This is a genomic window from Sphingomonas palmae (assembly GCF_900109565.1).
GTDB lineage: Bacteria > Pseudomonadota > Alphaproteobacteria > Sphingomonadales > Sphingomonadaceae > Sphingomonas > Sphingomonas palmae.
In genome coordinates, this window is sequence record NZ_FNZZ01000002.1 from 642689 (window position 1) to 658489 (window position 15801).

Genomic DNA, 15801 nt, shown 5'->3' on the forward strand with positions numbered 1-15801 from the left:
CATCAACCAGGCCGCAACCCGGACCCCAGACGGACCCCGCCTAGCCCGCCTCTTCCAGCGCCCGCCGCACCGCGCGCGCCACCTGCCGGCTCGACCGCGCCATCGCCTCGGGCGCGGCACCCGCCGGCGCGTTGAGCGTAATCGCCACCCGCACTTCCCGCGCCCCGCCGCCCGCGCCGTTCGCCACCACCTGCCCGCTCGCCGTCGGCACGAACACTTCGGGTCCACGCTCGCCGACCATATACGCCCGCCCCGGCGACACCGGCCCGCCCGTCGCCCGTCCGGGCAAGCCCAGCAGCCCGAGCAATCCGGTCAGCAATCCGCTACCCGCCGCCCCCTTCGCGCCCACGCCCAGGCTGCCGATCCCCGCCGTCACCGCCGCCTGCGCAATCTCCGACAGTGCCGACAGCGCGACCCCGCGCAGGTCGTCGAACCCAAGCTTCCCCGTCCTGACCGCGCGCGCCAGCGCCGTCTCGACCGCACGCCCGGCGCGGTCGGCACCCGCCACGAACGGGCCGTCCAACGCCTGGCGCATCTCGCCCACGTCGCGCGCGAACCCCGCGGTGTCGGCGCGCACGCCGATCACCAGCCGCTCGATTTCCTCATCCATCCGGATATCGCTCCCGCAACCGCGCCAGCACGCCGCCGTCCGCCGGCTCGGCCTGCTCGCCCATCATGGCTTCGAACATCGCCGCGACCTCGTCGGGCGTCGCGCGCCAGAACGCGTCGGGCGACCAGCCCCAGGCAACACCCGTCATCCCCGCCAGCCGCCGCGCGGCCCGCGCGAAATCGCCCATCACCGCCCCGCCAGCACCTGCCGCAGCAGCAGCTTGAGCACCGGCGTCACCGCCGCCAGCCCGGCCTCCGCCACCGCCTCGCCCAACCGCTCGCGCGTGACGCTTTCCGGCGCATCGTGGCGGCAATGCCAGAACAGCGCCACCATCTCAGCCAGCGTGATGCGCCCGTCCGCCGCGCGCTCCACCAGCGCGAACAGCGACCCCAGCTCGCCCTCCGCCGCTACCAGCCGCGCGAACGTCGGCCGCAGCGTGATCGCCGCGCCACCGACGCGCAACGCCGCCTCGCCCCTCATGGGATTAGCAGGCGCTGTATCCGCCCCGCTCACGAACTCACCACCGGACCCGAGCTCTCCAGCGACAGCGTGTAACTACGCTCGCCGTTGTAATCCCCGGCATAGTCGAGCCGAGTGACCAGGAACCGCCCCGTCATCGCCTCGCCGCTCTCGAACGTCAGCCGGTAATCGTCGATCGTGCCCGCCAGCGCGCTCGCCTTCACGCGCAACTCCGCGTCCGACCCCGTGAACACGCCCGCCCCCGACACGCTGACGTGCCTGACACCCGCGCCCGACAGCAATTCGCGCCACCCGCCCGAATCCTTGCTCGTCACCGCGACCGCCTCGCCGTTCACCGACACCTGCGTCGTCCGCAGCCCCGCCACCGTCCGATACGCCACCGGACTGCCGCCATCGCCGACCTTCAAGAGAAACGCCGACCCCTTCTCCACCGCCATGTGATTTTCTCCTGACCAAAAACCCCTCTCCCCAAAGGGGAGAGGGAGGGAGCACCGAAGGTGCGGAAGGGTGAGGGGCCGCCCGGAAGCACTTCGCATCCGCGACACTCCCCCAAGCACTCCCCACCCCACCCATCATTCCGCCAACACCCGCACGCGGTGATTCACCATCGCCGCCCACGCACCCTTGCCGCTCGCGACCACGCTCGACCTAAGCAGCACCACGCTCGCCACCCGCCACCCATCCAGCGCGCGCGGCAGCCCCGCCACCGCCGCCTCGACCGCCGCCGCGAGTTCGCCCGCGCGCACCGGCGAGTCCCCACGGTCGCGCACCGTCACCGCGACGCGCAGCTCGCGCCCCGCCGCGTCCTTGGTGCTCCAGTCGCTCGCCACCACGTCGCCCAGCAGCACGAACGGCGCCGCCGCGCTCACCCCCGCCCCCTCCCACACGCCATTGACGCCGCCGACGCCGCGCAGTCGCGCCAGCACGCCCGCGCGCACGGCCGCCGCGGCGCTCACCCCCTCACCCATCCGCGCCTCCCCTCACCACAGCCAGCCTGCGACATCGCGCAGCACCGCCTCCTCGACGCGCCGCGCGTGCAAGGCAGGCGCGCTCACACCCACGCGACCGTCCTCCGCCGCGACCACCACGCCCGGCACGTCGCGCAACCGCGTCGCCAGCCGCGCGATCACGCCCGCGACCGCGCGTGCCGCACGCCGCTCCGCGACGCGCTGCAGTTGCTGCTCGAACCCGCCGCTCACGCATGCACCGCGCGGGTCAGCGCCAGCCGGCGGAACGGCCGCCACAGCGCGGTCACCGCCGCGGGCACCGACGCCTCGCCGCCGCGATGCTCGAACAGGTGCGCCGCCAGCATCACCACGCCTTGCCGAACCGCGGCGGGCAGCCCCGCCCAGTCGCTCGCCAGCCCCGCACGCACCGTCACGCTCGCCCGCCGCGCCGTGCGCACCCAGCCGCGCGCCTCGGCATCCACGTCGACCGCGTAATCCGCGATCGGCAGCGCCGTCCCCGCCGCCACCACCGCCGTGATCGCCGACACCGGCGCGACCGGCAGCAGCTGCCACGCCGCACCTGCTTCCACCAACACCACCGACGCCTCGCGCGCGATCAGCACCTGCGCCAGGAACTGCTCCGCCACGCCCAGCGCCGCCTCCGCATAGCCCGCGATCAGCGCGTCCTCGTCGCCGCTCGCCACGCGCAGCTGCGCCTTGATCGCCGCCACCGCCGACGCACGATCCTCCCCGCCCAGCGCCACTGCGCCGGGCCCGTTCGTCACCGTCATTTGCGCACCCCGTGCTCTCTTCCGCCACGCCGTCAGACGGAGGCGGCGGTGCCGCCACCGCTGCCCGCCGCGGCATCTCCCTGGATTGCCTCGGCAATCCAGGGGTGCCCGCACTTACGCTGCAGCGAACTTCATCAGCTTGATCGCCTCGCTGTTCGACACGCACCCGCCGACGCGCTTGGTCGCGTAAAAGGTCACGAACGGCTTGTTCGAATAGGGATCGCGCAGCACGTTGGTTTCGCTGCGTTCCGCGATCAGATACCCCGCCTTGAAGTTGCCGAACGCGATCGACAGGCTGTTCGCCGCGATGTCGGGCATGTCCTCCGCCTCGACCACCGCGTAACCGAGCAGCGTCGCCGGCTGCCCGCTCGTCAGGCTCGGCTGCCACAGGAACTGCCCGTCGGCGGTCTTGAACTTGCGGATGCGCGCCGCGGTCGACGCGTTCATCACCCAGCACGCACCCTGCCGGTAGGGCGCACGGAGCGACTGCACCAGGTCGATCAACCGCTCGGGCGCGCCGCTGCCGAAATCGCCCGCCGCCCCGCTCGCCATATATTGCAGCGTTCCGAAGGCGCGCGTCGCGTCGCCCGCATTGCTCGTCGCAGCTTGCAGGAACCCGCGCGGGCGGTTGACGCCGTTGCCGTTCACGAACGCGGCGCCTTCCGCCTTGGCGAACTCCGCCGCGATCTCGCCCGCCAGCCAGCCTTCGACGTCGAACAATGCGTCGTCCAGCATCGCCTGGCTAGCCGACGGATTGGCGAACAGCTCGCCCATCGGCGGCGCGATCTCGGCGAAGACGGGCGTCGCCGTCACCGGCCGCGCATCGGTTTCCGCCGCCCAGCCCGACGGCGTGCCCCCCGTCGTCACCAGCTTGCGATACCCGGCCGACCCCACCTGCACCACGCTGGCGATGCTGCGGATCGGGCTGGCGCTCTTCAGCGTCGCGTCGATCACCGCGTCGATCTCCTTCGGGATCGCGTAGCCGCCGGCATCGCCCGTTATCCCGGTGAATGCCTTGGTCTCGATCATCGCTCCCGACCGGACGAAGCCGTCGAAGCCCGCGCCCGACCGCACGAAGCCGTCAAACGCACCCGCCACTTCACGCGCACCGTCCAGCACCGGGCGCACCACCACGTCGTTCATGCACATTCTCCCACACGAAAAGACCCCGCCCGCAACCGCGAACGAGCCCAAGAGGACGAGGCGATGCGCCCCGCCCGAACCAGAAATGACCGGAAAACCCTCGCCTAGGCGGCGCTCACCCGCTCCACTCGCGCCGCCGGCTGCATCGGCACCGCGACGAGACTCACCTCGGCAAGCTCCGCGCGCAGGATCTCGCGCCACGCGCCGCGGCGCACCACGCGCGCGCGGTACCCGACCGACAGCCCAGGCAACGCCCCCGCGCGCACCCGCCGCGCCACCTTGGCATCCGCGACCACCGCCGTCACGCGAAGCCCACGCGCATCCTCGCCGATCGCCTCGATCCGCCCGACCGCACGCCCGCGATGCTGCACCAGTAGCGGCACGTGACCCACACCCGCGAACGCGCCTGCGCGCATCACGTCACCCGCGCGATCGGGCGCATCGAACACCGCGGCATAGCCCTCGACGCGGATCACTTGACCCACTCGCCGAAGCCCAGCTTCACCGCGAGGCCCAGCAGCAGCAGCGCGCACGCCATCCGCGCCACCCACGCGATCAGTGCCTTCCACGCCGACCGTTTCGCGTCGCGCCACGCCTTCAACAATTCGCGCAGCTCCGCCACGTCCGCGCCCGCCGCCGCGTCAGCGAGGCCGAGCCGCGTCAAGGCGCGCGTCGCGCCCAGCTCGCCCGCTTCCTCCGCGATCGCGCGCAGCGTCGCCATGTCGGCACCGCGCTCCCCGGCCTGCGCCATCAGCTGCGCCAGCACGCCGGCACTCGCTCCACCCGCCGCCGCGCTCATGCCCAGCCCACCATCTGGCGCTTCTCGTCGCGCGTGACGAAATCGGCCGCGGCGACCATCCGCCACAATCGCTCGCGGTCCTCGACCAGTGCGGGCACCATATCCATGTCGACCTCCAGCACCGCGCCCTCGAACCACTCGGCCAGCCCCTCGCGCATCGCCGACAGGATCGCCCCTGCCAGCGGCAGCACGCTCAGCCGCCACAGCGCCTTGTTCGCTTCCTTGTAGTTCGCGTGCGTGCTGTCGCCCGGCAGCCCGAGCAGCATGGAGGGCACGCCGAACGCCAGCGCGATCTCGCGCGCCGCCGCCGCTTTCGTCGCCACGAAGTCCATGTCGGCGGGCGTCAGGCTCATCGCCTGCCACTTCAGGCCTCCTTCCAGCAGCATCGGCCGCCCCGCGTTCGCCGCGCCCTGGAACCCCGCCTCCATCTCCTCCTTCAACCGCCGGAACTGCTCGGCGGACAAGGTCGCGCCGTCGCCCGCGTCGTACACCAGCGCGCCCGATGGCCGGGCGGCATTGTCGAGCAACGCCTTGTTCCACGCCGCCGCCGCATTGTGGATCGCGATCGCACCCGACGCCGCACCCAGGCAGCCGAGCCCGTAATGATCGTCGACCGGATTGAACGCGCGGACGTGGATCACGCTCTCCGCCGGCAACCGCGTCACCCGCTCGGCCACCGTATAGCGATACGCCGTCGGCCAGCCGAACGCGTCGGGCTCGACGGTCACCCGCTCGGGCCGAAGCGCGAACAGCGCCGCCGGCCGCCCATCCTCACCGCGCCCAATCTGCACGAACGCATTGCCGTGCAGCAGCAACTGCGCCGCCACCGCCTCCAGCAACCCGCGTCGCGCCACCAGCGCGCGCAGGCCATCATCACTGACGTTCAGCGGCGCACCCCCGACGCTCTCCGCCACCAGCTTCACCGCGCGCTGCGCCACCGCGTTGCGGCAGTACCCGGCGCGCACCTGTGCCTCATAGGACGCGGGCCACTCGCCCACGCCCACGCGCAGCCCTCCGCCCAACACGCGCGACAACACCGGACGCGACTCCTCGCGCCCGGGCTTCCACCCGAACCATGCCATAATCTTTTCCCCTGTCCTGCTAAGGCAGCGCTGCCGCTCACCTCGCGAAGAGGCGCGAAAGCCCGCTGCGGGTGAGGTCTTCGGTACTGGCCGCCAGCACCATTGCTCGTCGGCTCGGCCGATGGGCGCACGCTATAGCCGTTTCGGACGTCGACCCTGCTATCCACCACCCCGCCGTCTGAGTGCATCTCAACGCGTTTGATCGAGCAACTTGATGTCGCGCAGCCGCGCCGCCCACGTCTACCCGAGTAAACGCACGCTCGCGGGCCCGCGCGCATCCAGCATCAGCGCGCTCAGCGCCCAGACGCAGGCGTCGGCGCGGTCGGGCGATCGACCCGGCCCCTCGTACCCGCCGCCCGCCTGCAATCCCGCCAGCTCGTCCTCCAGCGCCGGAAACGCCCCCGCGTGCCACACCCGCCGCACCTCATACAGAGCCGCGACCGGCTCGGCGCGCGCCGACTTGCCGCGGCTCGCGTGCACCAGCGTCACCGGCAATCGCGCATCCGCCGCGCGCAGCACCTCCCCGACCATGTCGCCGCCCTGGTTCTTCTCCGCGACGATCCGGTCCGCGCCGTGCCGCGCCGCGCATCCTGCGACCGCACGCGCCCAGGCGTCGGGCGAGGCACCAGCAATACTCGCATCCTCCAGCACATAGCCGCAATCGTCCACGCCCAGCCCGGCGGCGACGATCCCGCACGCGTCGCCGTCCGCGCTCGCCGGCGGGTCGACCCCGACCACCACGCGCCGCAAGCTCGGCACCGCGCCCGCGCGCACGCGCTGCCGGTCGATCAACGCGCGCGTCCACAGCGCGCCGACCACGTCCGCCATCATCTCGCCCTCCAGTTCCTGTCGCCCCAGCCGCGTGCCGCCGTACGCCGCCTCCATCGCCGACACGAACCGCGCCGGCAGATGCGGATTGTCGCGCGTCGCCCCGCGCGTCTCGACCGTGCCCGCCGCGGTCATCACCTGCCGCATCAGCGCGGTCGTGCGCGGCGTCGTCGTCACCAGCGCGCGCGGATCATCCCCCAGCCGCAGCCCCATCAGCAGGTTGTTCCACGCCTCCACGCCCTTCCATTTGCCCAGCTCGTCCGCCCAGGCGAAATGATGCTCCGGCCCGCGCAAGGCTTCCGGGTTCGCTGCCGAATAGACCGTCGCCACTGCGCCCGACGGCCAGCGCACCTCGCCCGCCGTCGGCTTCCACACGACGGCCGCGTCAGCACCCGCCACCGCGATCACCCCGCTCGGCCCTTCGACCATGACGCGGCGCGCATCCTCGATCGTCGCACCGACCAGTGCCACGCGCACCGCCGCGCTGCGGGCCGCTGCGTTGACCCATTCCGCGCCCGCGCGCGTCTTGCCGAACCCGCGCCCGGCACGGATCAGCCACACCTGCCACTCGCCCGGCGGCGCCAACTGGCCCTCGTGCGCGCGCAGCGACCAACGCCCCGCCAATTCGCGGCGATGTCCGACCGTCAATTGCCGCAGGATGCGCGCGCGCCCGGCCGGCGACAGCCGCGCCAGCCGCTCGACCGGCGTGGCGGGCGGCTCCTCCCCCGCCACGCTCACCGCGCGCTCTGCCGCTCGAGCTTGTCGAGCAGGGCCGTCAGCCGCGCGTCCGTGTCCGCCTCGCTCGGCGGCGCGACGCGCATCGTGCCTCGGGTCGTTCCGCGCGCAAACCGGCCGAGCATCGACAGCACGAAACGCAGATCGGCGTCGCTCGCGCGTCGTTCGACCAGCTGGGTGACTTGGCTTCCCGCGACGATGGCGCGCGCGCGTTCGTCATCCTCGGGCACCCCCTCCGGGTCGATCGCGTCCGGCAGCCGCTCCAGCGCGTAGCGCAGCGCCTCCGTCTCCAGCCGGGCATAGCCGCTCGCCAACGCCTCGTCCCACGCGGACGCGAACCCCGCATCCTTGCGCCGCGCCCGGTACGCCAGGCTGTAATCCATTCCTGCGGCCTGACTGGCAAGCCGGACATTGCACGTCGCGGCCAGCACCTCGATGAAGCGCGATCGCCTGGCATCGGTGAACCCTGTGCGACGGGCACGAACCTTCTGCACCAGCCGCGAATTTCCCGCGCGCAGCACCAGCGTGCCGCCCGTCCCCCTGTCATCCATCGCCGCTCCCCCGCCTTCATCGAGCGCGACGCGCAGATCCGATGCTGCTTTTCAGACACCAGCCAGCGCGCCACAACGACAAAGGGCCGATGCAGCGGAGTGTGTCACCCCGACCGCCCGGCCCGTTGTCGCATCATCTCGATGTTCTTGTTTTGTACACAAACAGCGTTACGCTGTCAAGCACTTCTTCCACCCTAACGCGGCGATTGATCTATGACGCATCGCCCCGACGCGCCGCCAGCGCGCGCAGGATCTCGCCGTGCCGCGTGGCATCCAGGCGATAGAACAGGCACGTCACCGCCGCCGCCAGCGCCAGCACACCCGCGACCGGGCCGTAGATGATGCCGATCGCGGTCACGGTGCCGGGCGGCAGCTGCAACGGTGCCGCCCCCGCCGCCGCTTGCGCCCCGCTGCTGCCCGCCGGAAAGCCGATCGCCTGCAGCGCCAGTCCGGAAATGAGCGAGCCGAACCCCGACGCGGCTTTGCTAGCGAATGCCCAGCCGGCGAAATACAGCCCCTCCTGCCGCCCGCCGAACAGATATTCGTGCTCGTCCGCCGCATCCGCCATCATCGAGGCGAAGGCGATCGCCGCAGTCGCCATCAACATGCCGCCGATCAGGATTGCGCCCGCCAGCAGGGCGACGGGCGGCGCACCCCGGTCGGGCAGCAGCCCCACCAGCCGCAACGTCGTCGGCACCGCCAGCGCGCTTCCCAGCCCGATCACACCGATTACCAGCACCGTGCGCTTTTCCAGCCGGCGCAGCATCGGCCCCGCCAGCGGCGCGCCCAGAAGCAGCCCGCCGAACAGCGACAGCGTCACGATCTGGATCTGCCCGGGCGTCATGCGCCAGAAATAGGTGTTGGCATGGATGCCGAGCGTCGAATGGATCGCCGACGCGGTGAACAGCAGCAGCGCGGCGAGGAAGAGCGTGCGAAACGACGCGTTGCGGAACAGCTCGCCCAATTGCCGCAGCAGCCGCAGATGCGCGGCGTCCGAGCCCGCCACCGCTTCATGCTGGCGCGCCGCCATCCGGTGGAGCCACCACATCGACGCGCCCGCGCCGAGTGCGACCAGCGCCGCCAGCGTCGCCGCGAACGGCAGATAGGCACCACGCTGCGACAGCCCGCCCGGCCCTGACAGGAACACGCCGAAGCCCAGCAGCACGGTCGCCATCGCCGCCAGCATGCCGATGCCCCAACGCCACGCCGCGATCGACGATCGCTCGTCGTAATCGTCGCTCAACTCCGCGCCGGCCGCATTGTACGGAAGCACGAACAGCGAGATCGACGTGCGCAGCCCGATCGACGCCGCGGTCAGCCACGCGACCAGCCAACCCGTCGGCCAGCCCGCGGGCAGCGAAAACAGCATGACCAGCGACAGCATCGTGCCCGGCACGCCCAGCGCCATGAACGGCAGCCGCCGCCCAAACCGCGAGCGCAACGCATCCGACGCCGATCCGATCAGCGGGTCGACTACCGCGTCGACGACCAGCCCCGCCGCCAGCGCGAACCCGACCAGCGCCGCGGGCAAACCGCAGACTGTAGTCGCGTAGAAGAACAGAAAGATGTTGATCGCCTGCGACGCGACCCCGTCGAGCACCGCACCGGTCGCGTAACCGACCTTCTGCCCGACCCCCAGCTTCGGCAGCGCACGCCCCGCGCCTCTGCTGTCAGCAGGCCTGCTGTCGGACGAAGCGATCGTGGTCATTCAAACCCTCCCGGCCTGCGGAGAAGGGCTGAATCGCACGCCGCCCCGCCGCCCCGCCTGCCGATCAGCGCTCGATGCGCTGCACCAATCAGCTGTCGGGATCGTTCAAGGCTTGGCGAACCACGTCTCTCTCCTGCCATGATCCTGCGCCGCGAAACCGGCTTGGTCAACACACTTGCGGGCTTGACAGTATGTTTGTTTGAAGATCAGATGAAGACAACCGGCACGATCGCCGGATCGGGAGAGACATCGTGACGGCGAACAAGGAACGCGCCCGATCCAGCGCGAGTGCCGTCACACACGGGCGCCCGTCAGCATCGGCACGCCCATGACGCTCGCCGACCACGCACCTCTCCGCATCGGCATGGTGTCCGAGCGAACGTTTCGACCCACGTCTCATCTGGGAATTCGCACGTGAATAACGACCGCCGCCACTTCCCGACCGGTTTCCTATGGGGCTCCGCCACCGCGGGCCATCAGGTCGAGGGCGATAACTGGAACAGCGACTGCTGGGCGCTCGAACACGCGCAATCGTCGATCTTCAAGGAACCCTCGGGTGACGCGGTCGACCAGTGGAACCGCTTCGACGACGACATGGCGCTGCTCTCCGCGATCGGGCTCGGCGCCTACCGCTTCGGTATCGAGTGGTCGCGGATCGAGCCGCAGGAAGGCATCTTCTCGCAGGCCGCACTCGACCATTACCAACGCTGCATCGACGCCTGCCTCCAGCGCGGCATCGTGCCGATCGTGACGTTCAGCCATTTCACGATTCCGCTCTGGGTCGCGCGGCGCGGCGGCATGATGTGCGACGCCTTCCCCGCGCTGTTCGCGCGCTACTGCGACCATGCCGCGCGGGCGCTTCGCGGCATCGCCTACGCCTGCACGATGAACGAGCTGAACGTGCCGCTGATCATCGACGACGTCGCGACCGGGCTGTTCGCGGGCGAGGACGGCCCGGCAAAGAAAGCGGCGGCGGAGGCCGCGCTCGGCGCGCCGATCACCAGCAATTTCCTCTTCACGCCGGGCGAGGCGCTGCTGCGCAACGGGCTCGGCGCGCACGCCGCCGCGCGCGACGCGATCAAGGCCGCGCGCCCCGACATCCAGGTCGGCATCACCTTGTCGCTGCAGGACGAGCAGGCCGAGCCGGGCGCGGAGGCCGTGCGCGCCGCGCGGATCGCCAAGATGGTCACGCCCTTCCTCGACGCGGTGCGCGGCGACGACTTCATCGGCGTGCAGACCTACACCCGCACCACCTCGCGCCGCGACGGCAGCCACAGCCCGGAGCCCGGTCATCCGCTGACCGTGATGGGCTACGAGGATCGGCCGCAGGCACTCGCCGAGGTGTGCCGCTACGTCTGGGAACAGACGGGCACGCCGATCCTGGTGACCGAGAACGGCTTCTCGGGCGACGACGACGCGCGCCGCGCCGCCTTTGTCGCAGAATCGCTCGCCGCGCTCCACGGCGCGATCGCGGACGGCGTCGCGGTGCGCGGCTATTGCTACTGGTCGCTGCTCGACAATTACGAGTGGATGGCAGGCTACGGCCCGAAGTTCGGGCTGATCGGCGTTGATCGCACCACGCAGAAACGCCGGATCAAGCCGTCCGCGCTCGCCTACGGGGCAATCGCGCGCGCCAACGGGTTCGGCGCGGAGGACAAAGCCCAGCCCACGCCACAGCTTACCGGCGGCACGCCGCTCGGCGTGGCCTAAGGCAATGAGCGCGCGAACAGCGGCATTGAACATGAACCCGCCGCCTGCCGAAACCGACAAGGTCCGCTCCGACACCGCCAGGCGGCCGCGCCGCACGCAGGAGCAGCGCACCGCCGACACCCGCGCGGCATTGTTCGAGGCCGCGGTCGTGATGATCGACCGCCACGGTTACGCCGGCGCCAACAACGCCTCGATCGCCGATCAGGCGGGCGTCAGCCGCGGCGCGATCACGCACCATTTCACCACCCGCGCCGCCTTCATGGCCGAGGTCGTCCGCTGGGTGTTCGAGCAGGAAATCGCGCACTACACCCGGCTCGCCAGCGAGCGCCCCGGCGCGCTCAAGGCCCGCGACTGGCCCCAGATCCTGTGGGAGGTGTTCTCGCGCCCCTCGGGCGTCGCGGTGATGGAGATACTCGTCGCCTCGCGCAGCGACGCCGACCTCGCCGAACTCACCCGCCCGATGCAGCTCGAGATAGAGCGCCGCGGCGCGCAGAACTACTTTCACCACGCCGAGGTGACCGCGGCCGAGATGGCGGTGATCCGGATGAGCGTGTGGGCGGTGCGCGGCATGACGATGGGTCGCTCGTTCACCGATGGTCCGGGCAGCATGGAGGACGCGGTCGCGCTGCTCGGCCAGGTGCTCGGCCGCGCCGCGCCCACCGGCAGCATCCGCCAGCTGGTCGATCTGGCGAAATGACGCGGTTGAGCGATCCGGGCCTGGCCCCCGCCCCCTTCGCACCGATCGACGATCCCTCGCCCGCGGGCGCGATCCCGCTTGTCCACACGCCCGATGGACAAGAGCGCGCCGACGAGAGCTGGTTCCTGCTCAACGGACAGGCGACCGCGCGCAACGTCGCGCATCCGACACTGACGCCGTTCCTGCCCGACCCTTCGCTCGCGACCGGTGCGGCGATGATCGTCGCACCCGGCGGCGGCTTCGCGGTCGCGTCGCTCGAGAACGAGGGCTGGCCCGTCGCCGAATGGCTGGCCGCGCACGGCGTCGCCGCCTTTGTGCTCAAATACCGGCTCGAGCCGACCCCCGCCGCGCCTGCTGACTTCCAGGTCGCGATGATACAGCGCGTCGCCGCCGCGATCGCGCAGGCCGGGCGTGTCGAACTGGCGGTGCCGGATGCCGCCACCGCCGACGCGCGCGCCGCGCTGCGGCTGATGCGCGCGCGCGCGGCCGAGTGGCGCGTCGATCCGGCGCGCGTCGGCGTGCTCGGCTTTTCCGCCGGCGCGATGACCGCGCTGTCGCTCGTCCAGCCGAACAAGGCGGACGCGCACCCCGACCTGATCGGCGCGATCTACCCGTCGATGAAGGCGATGCCGGTTCCCGCCGACGCGCCGCCGCTGTTCATTGCGATGGCCGCCGACGATCCTCTGTTCGGTCGCCAGGGCTACGATCTCGCCGCCGGCTGGCGCGCCGCCGATCGCCCGGTCGAGCTGCACGTTTATCAGAACGGCGGACACGGCTTCGGCATGGGACGCGAGGGCGCGACCAGCCGCCACTGGCGCCGCGCCTTCGCCGACTGGCTCGCGCTCCACGGCTGGCTCGATCAGGGCGCGCAGCGCTCGCGCGAGAACGAGGAGCCACAACCGCATCGCTAGAAAACGACCGCCGCGTCATCGAGCGCGGCGGCGTCACGAAGGAGAGAGAGGATGAACTGGAAGATCGTCGCGGCAAGCCTGCTCGCGTGCCTGTGCGCCGCGCCCGGATCGGCCGCATCATACCAGCCGAACGGCTCGATCGAGCAGAAATACGCCGCCGATGGCCCGTGGGCGACGACCACCACCGCGACGACGCAAGGCTGCGACCGCGAGGGCAATCTGTGCGACATCTGGTACCCGACCGATCTCGGCAGCAATCCCTTGCGCGGCCAGCAAGGCGGCTTCCGCCACCCGGTGATCGTCTTCGCCAACGGCACGGCCAACAGCGTGCCCGCGGAGAAGAACCGCTTCTTCCTGCGCCATCTGGCAAGCTGGGGCTTCGTCGTCATCCGCTCGCGCGACGGCAATACCGGCAACGGCGACACCGTTCGCGACGTGGCGGCGTATATCAAGGCGCAGGACAATGATCCGCGCAGCGTGTTCCACAACCGGATCGACGAGGACAAGCTGGGGCTCACCGGTCACTCGCAAGGTGCCGCAACCGCGGTGAAGCTGTTCTCGCTCGGCAACAGCCCGTTCAAGACCTTTGTGCCGATCGAAACGCCCGAGCGCGTCGTCTGCCTCGTCGTCGATTGCGCGATCGCACCGGGCGCGCTGACCGGGGTGACCGCCGGATCGATCTTCTTCGTCGGCGGCAACCTCGACCCCGTCTCGCCGCTGCCGGTGAACCTCGGCTATTACCTCCCGGTCGCTGACCGTGTCGACAAGGTGATGGCGATGGTCGCGTTCGGCAGCCACAACGAGATCGAGGGCGATCCCGCCTGCCCGGCGGGCGGACTGCCCGGCGCGTGCAACATCGGCGTCCAACCGATGCTCGGCTATCCAACCGCCTGGTTCATGTGGAAGCTGCAAGGCGCCTCGGACGGACCCGCCGCATTCGCGCGCGACGGCGAACTCGCGCATGCCGCACCCAATTGGCTCGGGGTGGCGAGCAACATCGATGACTAACGCCGCACCGCGCCTCGTCGTGCTGATCGTGCTGGCCCTCGCCCTCGCCGCCGGATTCTTCTGGGTGGCGAGGCGACAGGTGGCGGCACCGCCCACCGAAAATTTGGTGGTCGTACGCGAGGGTGACGCCCCATCGCTCGCGCAGCGCAGTCTCGCACCGGCAGCCGTCCCAACGAACACCGTGGCGCCGGCTGCGCGCGACGCGTCCGCAACCGACCGGGCGATCCTGCGCGCGCTCGGCATGCCGGCGGGCGCCACCCTCATCGATGTGATCCCCGGCAACGCTGCCGCGCAGGCCAGTTGCGGGCTGGTCGCGCCCGCACCGAATAACCAGCCCGGACGCTTCGTCTATCTCGGGCTGGCAGGCCTAGGCGCGCTCGACGACGGCGGCGCGGACTTCGCGCAGCTCCACGACCGCATGTGCCCCCGCCGCTGACGTAACCCGACCCGAACACCGGACGGTGCCCTGACGCGCCCGGCATGATAGGCGGGCGCCATGTCGAAGACACAGAACACGGCGGGCACCGTCACGGTCGACGGGGTCGCCTACGACTGGCACCTCCAGCGCGAGCCGCACGAATCGGACGACGAGGGCTGGAAGGGCATGACGATCGCCTTGGTCGCGCACGATGCGAAGCGCGCGGCATGGGTCGAATTCCCCGCGCCCAAGCGGCTCCTGAAAGGCCTGCCCCGCGGCCGGCTTCAACTCGACGACGCGACGATCGCGCGATGCGTGCGCGCCGCCTTGTCGGCCGGCTGGGAGCCGATGTCGCGCGGCAAGCCGATGGTGTTCACCGTCGATGCCCAGGGCAATTGAAGTTTGGAGCTGATCGGTCGCACAGGGCGATCGATCACCCGCACTCGGCAACCCCGCCCGTCGTCGTGTACGGGGTCGATCAACAGCCATTCGGTGTCACCGTGAATTATCGTCACTCGTTCCATGCCGGCAACAGCGCCGACGTCGTCAAACACGCGCTGCTGATCGCGCTCGTCCGGGCGTTGCAGCAGAAAGAGGGCGCGCTGACCCTGATCGACACGCATGCCGGCTGCGGGCTCTACGACCTCCAGGGCGATCAGGCGCAACGCACCGGCGAGTCCGTCCACGGCGTGCTGCGCGCTTTTGCGGACCACGACGCGCTGCTCGACGATTACCGCGCTGCGGTACAGGCGGTGAACGCCGCGGGCTACCTGCGCCTCTACCCCGGTTCGCCGCGCGTTCTGGCGCAATTGCTGCGCCCCCAGGACGCCCTGATCCTCAACGAAAAGCATCCCGACGACGCGCGCACGTTGCGTGCGGCGATGCGCGACACCCCCGCGGCCGTCCACGAACGCGACGCCTACGAACTCTGGCTGGCGATGGTGCCGCCGCGCACCGCGCGTGGGCTGGTGGTGGTCGATCCACCCTATGAACAGGTCGACGAACGCGCTCGCATCACCGCCACCTTGGCACTCGCGCATCGCAAATGGGGGCACGGCGTGACCGCAATCTGGTATCCGCTGAAGGACCGCGCCGCGCATCGCCGCTGGACGGACGATATGCGCGCGCTCGCCATCCCCAAGTTCCTGACGATCGAGCACTGGCTGTACGACGACGATCAGCCCGGCGTGTACAACGGCGCAGGACTCTTCATCGTCAACCCGCCCTATGCCTTCACGCAAGCACTGCCGCCGCTGCTCGACGCGCTACGCACTGCGCTCGCACCCGAGGGGCACCGGGGCGAACTCAGCGCGAATTGGCTGGGCGCAGCGTAACCGCGCATCGTCTCCGAAGCGGCGACCGGGGCAGGTGCGACACCCGCCC

General features: G+C 70.9%; 21 protein-coding genes. 7 read left to right on the top strand and 14 right to left on the bottom strand.

What is annotated here, in order from left to right; all coding sequences use genetic code 11:
* Positions 1-40: 40 nt before the first annotated feature.
* The 14 genes from BMW51_RS07560 to BMW51_RS07625 form a co-directional block, all read right to left on the bottom strand.
* Complete coding sequence (locus tag BMW51_RS07560; RefSeq protein ID WP_093004937.1) at positions 41-610, bottom strand: tail tape measure protein; 570 nt, start codon at positions 608-610, stop codon at positions 41-43.
* The gene (locus tag BMW51_RS07565; RefSeq protein ID WP_093004939.1) at positions 603-797 is read right to left on the bottom strand and encodes a phage tail assembly chaperone; all 195 of its coding nucleotides are present in this window, start codon (positions 795-797) and stop codon (positions 603-605) included. The genes BMW51_RS07560 and BMW51_RS07565 overlap by 8 nt, the downstream gene beginning before the upstream one ends.
* Positions 797-1090, bottom strand: a complete 294-nt coding sequence (locus BMW51_RS07570; protein WP_093004941.1) for a gene transfer agent family protein — start codon at positions 1088-1090, stop codon at positions 797-799. The genes BMW51_RS07565 and BMW51_RS07570 overlap by 1 nt, the downstream gene beginning before the upstream one ends.
* 29 nt (positions 1091-1119) lie before the next feature.
* Positions 1120-1527: a phage major tail protein, TP901-1 family gene (locus BMW51_RS07575; RefSeq protein ID WP_093004943.1), complete on the bottom strand. Its 408-nt coding sequence runs from the start codon at positions 1525-1527 to the stop codon at positions 1120-1122.
* A gap of 135 nt (positions 1528-1662) precedes the next feature.
* Positions 1663-2058 (bottom strand): tail completion protein gp17, encoded by a 396-nt coding sequence (gene gp17, locus BMW51_RS07580; RefSeq protein ID WP_245708332.1) that lies wholly within the window; start codon positions 2056-2058, stop codon positions 1663-1665.
* Positions 2059-2070: 12 nt separating this feature from the next.
* A complete protein-coding gene (locus BMW51_RS07585; RefSeq protein ID WP_093004945.1) occupies positions 2071-2289 on the bottom strand; it encodes a hypothetical protein in 219 nt (72 codons plus the stop codon).
* Positions 2286-2828 carry a head-tail connector protein gene (locus BMW51_RS07590; RefSeq protein WP_093004947.1) on the bottom strand — a complete coding sequence of 181 codons (543 nt, stop codon included), beginning with the start codon at positions 2826-2828 and terminating at the stop codon, positions 2286-2288. The genes BMW51_RS07585 and BMW51_RS07590 overlap by 4 nt, the downstream gene beginning before the upstream one ends.
* 114 nt (positions 2829-2942) lie before the next feature.
* Positions 2943-3971: a phage major capsid protein gene (locus BMW51_RS07595; RefSeq protein WP_177171571.1), complete on the bottom strand. Its 1029-nt coding sequence runs from the start codon at positions 3969-3971 to the stop codon at positions 2943-2945.
* A gap of 104 nt (positions 3972-4075) precedes the next feature.
* Entirely contained in the window at positions 4076-4456 is a 381-nt protein-coding gene (locus BMW51_RS07600; RefSeq protein ID WP_245708334.1) for an HK97 family phage prohead protease, read from the bottom strand.
* Positions 4444-4770: a DUF6127 family protein gene (locus BMW51_RS07605; protein WP_093004951.1), complete on the bottom strand. Its 327-nt coding sequence runs from the start codon at positions 4768-4770 to the stop codon at positions 4444-4446. Before BMW51_RS07605 ends, BMW51_RS07600 begins: the two co-directional genes overlap by 13 nt.
* Positions 4767-5852, bottom strand: coding sequence for a phage portal protein (locus BMW51_RS07610; RefSeq protein WP_093004953.1), 1086 nt, complete (start codon positions 5850-5852; stop codon positions 4767-4769). Before BMW51_RS07610 ends, BMW51_RS07605 begins: the two co-directional genes overlap by 4 nt.
* A gap of 240 nt (positions 5853-6092) precedes the next feature.
* A complete protein-coding gene (locus tag BMW51_RS07615; RefSeq protein WP_093004955.1) occupies positions 6093-7412 on the bottom strand; it encodes a DNA-packaging protein in 1320 nt (439 codons plus the stop codon).
* 2 nt (positions 7413-7414) lie between these two features.
* Positions 7415-7966 carry a hypothetical protein gene (locus BMW51_RS07620; protein WP_093004957.1) on the bottom strand — a complete coding sequence of 184 codons (552 nt, stop codon included), beginning with the start codon at positions 7964-7966 and terminating at the stop codon, positions 7415-7417.
* Positions 7967-8177: 211 nt separating this feature from the next.
* Positions 8178-9674: an MFS transporter gene (locus BMW51_RS07625; RefSeq protein ID WP_093004959.1), complete on the bottom strand. Its 1497-nt coding sequence runs from the start codon at positions 9672-9674 to the stop codon at positions 8178-8180.
* Positions 9675-10088: 414 nt separating this feature from the next.
* Here BMW51_RS07625 and BMW51_RS07630 point away from each other — a divergent pair, with 414 nt between their 5' ends.
* The 7 genes from BMW51_RS07630 to BMW51_RS07660 all read left to right on the top strand — a co-directional run bounded on the left by BMW51_RS07630 (position 10089) and on the right by BMW51_RS07660 (position 15752).
* The gene (locus BMW51_RS07630) at positions 10089-11384 is read left to right on the top strand and encodes a glycoside hydrolase family 1 protein (protein ID WP_093004961.1); all 1296 of its coding nucleotides are present in this window, start codon (positions 10089-10091) and stop codon (positions 11382-11384) included.
* Positions 11385-11415: 31 nt separating this feature from the next.
* Positions 11416-12081, top strand: coding sequence for a TetR/AcrR family transcriptional regulator (locus tag BMW51_RS07635; protein WP_177171572.1), 666 nt, complete (start codon positions 11416-11418; stop codon positions 12079-12081).
* A complete protein-coding gene (locus BMW51_RS07640) occupies positions 12078-12992 on the top strand; it encodes an alpha/beta hydrolase (RefSeq protein WP_093004965.1) in 915 nt (304 codons plus the stop codon). The genes BMW51_RS07635 and BMW51_RS07640 overlap by 4 nt, the downstream gene beginning before the upstream one ends.
* Positions 12993-13043: 51 nt before the next feature.
* Positions 13044-14000, top strand: coding sequence for an alpha/beta hydrolase (locus BMW51_RS07645; protein WP_093004967.1), 957 nt, complete (start codon positions 13044-13046; stop codon positions 13998-14000).
* Entirely contained in the window at positions 13993-14436 is a 444-nt protein-coding gene (locus BMW51_RS07650) for a hypothetical protein (protein ID WP_143051830.1), read from the top strand. Before BMW51_RS07645 ends, BMW51_RS07650 begins: the two co-directional genes overlap by 8 nt.
* 60 nt (positions 14437-14496) lie before the next feature.
* Positions 14497-14817 carry a hypothetical protein gene (locus BMW51_RS07655; protein ID WP_093004971.1) on the top strand — a complete coding sequence of 107 codons (321 nt, stop codon included), beginning with the start codon at positions 14497-14499 and terminating at the stop codon, positions 14815-14817.
* A 101-nt stretch (positions 14818-14918) separates the two neighbouring features.
* Complete coding sequence (locus tag BMW51_RS07660; RefSeq protein ID WP_093005185.1) at positions 14919-15752, top strand: 23S rRNA (adenine(2030)-N(6))-methyltransferase RlmJ; 834 nt, start codon at positions 14919-14921, stop codon at positions 15750-15752.
* Positions 15753-15801: the final 49 nt, after the last annotated feature.

Coding starts and splice junctions, on each gene's coding strand:
- BMW51_RS07595 (WP_177171571.1), bottom strand. CDS start 3,971: ATGAACGACGTGGTGGTGCGCCCGGTGCTGGACGGTGCGCGTGAAGTG.
- BMW51_RS07565 (WP_093004939.1), bottom strand. CDS start 797: ATGGGCGATTTCGCGCGGGCCGCGCGGCGGCTGGCGGGGATGACGGGT.
- BMW51_RS07590 (WP_093004947.1), bottom strand. CDS start 2,828: ATGACGGTGACGAACGGGCCCGGCGCAGTGGCGCTGGGCGGGGAGGAT.
- BMW51_RS07640 (WP_093004965.1), top strand. CDS start 12,078: ATGACGCGGTTGAGCGATCCGGGCCTGGCCCCCGCCCCCTTCGCACCG.
- BMW51_RS07560 (WP_093004937.1), bottom strand. CDS start 610: ATGGATGAGGAAATCGAGCGGCTGGTGATCGGCGTGCGCGCCGACACC.
- BMW51_RS07575 (WP_093004943.1), bottom strand. CDS start 1,527: ATGGCGGTGGAGAAGGGGTCGGCGTTTCTCTTGAAGGTCGGCGATGGC.
- BMW51_RS07650 (WP_143051830.1), top strand. CDS start 13,993: ATGACTAACGCCGCACCGCGCCTCGTCGTGCTGATCGTGCTGGCCCTC.
- BMW51_RS07645 (WP_093004967.1), top strand. CDS start 13,044: ATGAACTGGAAGATCGTCGCGGCAAGCCTGCTCGCGTGCCTGTGCGCC.
- BMW51_RS07655 (WP_093004971.1), top strand. CDS start 14,497: ATGTCGAAGACACAGAACACGGCGGGCACCGTCACGGTCGACGGGGTC.
- BMW51_RS07625 (WP_093004959.1), bottom strand. CDS start 9,674: ATGACCACGATCGCTTCGTCCGACAGCAGGCCTGCTGACAGCAGAGGC.
- BMW51_RS07605 (WP_093004951.1), bottom strand. CDS start 4,770: ATGAGCGCGGCGGCGGGTGGAGCGAGTGCCGGCGTGCTGGCGCAGCTG.
- gp17 (WP_245708332.1), bottom strand. CDS start 2,058: ATGGGTGAGGGGGTGAGCGCCGCGGCGGCCGTGCGCGCGGGCGTGCTG.
- BMW51_RS07610 (WP_093004953.1), bottom strand. CDS start 5,852: ATGGCATGGTTCGGGTGGAAGCCCGGGCGCGAGGAGTCGCGTCCGGTG.
- BMW51_RS07620 (WP_093004957.1), bottom strand. CDS start 7,966: ATGGATGACAGGGGGACGGGCGGCACGCTGGTGCTGCGCGCGGGAAAT.
- BMW51_RS07635 (WP_177171572.1), top strand. CDS start 11,416: ATGAACCCGCCGCCTGCCGAAACCGACAAGGTCCGCTCCGACACCGCC.
- BMW51_RS07570 (WP_093004941.1), bottom strand. CDS start 1,090: ATGAGGGGCGAGGCGGCGTTGCGCGTCGGTGGCGCGGCGATCACGCTG.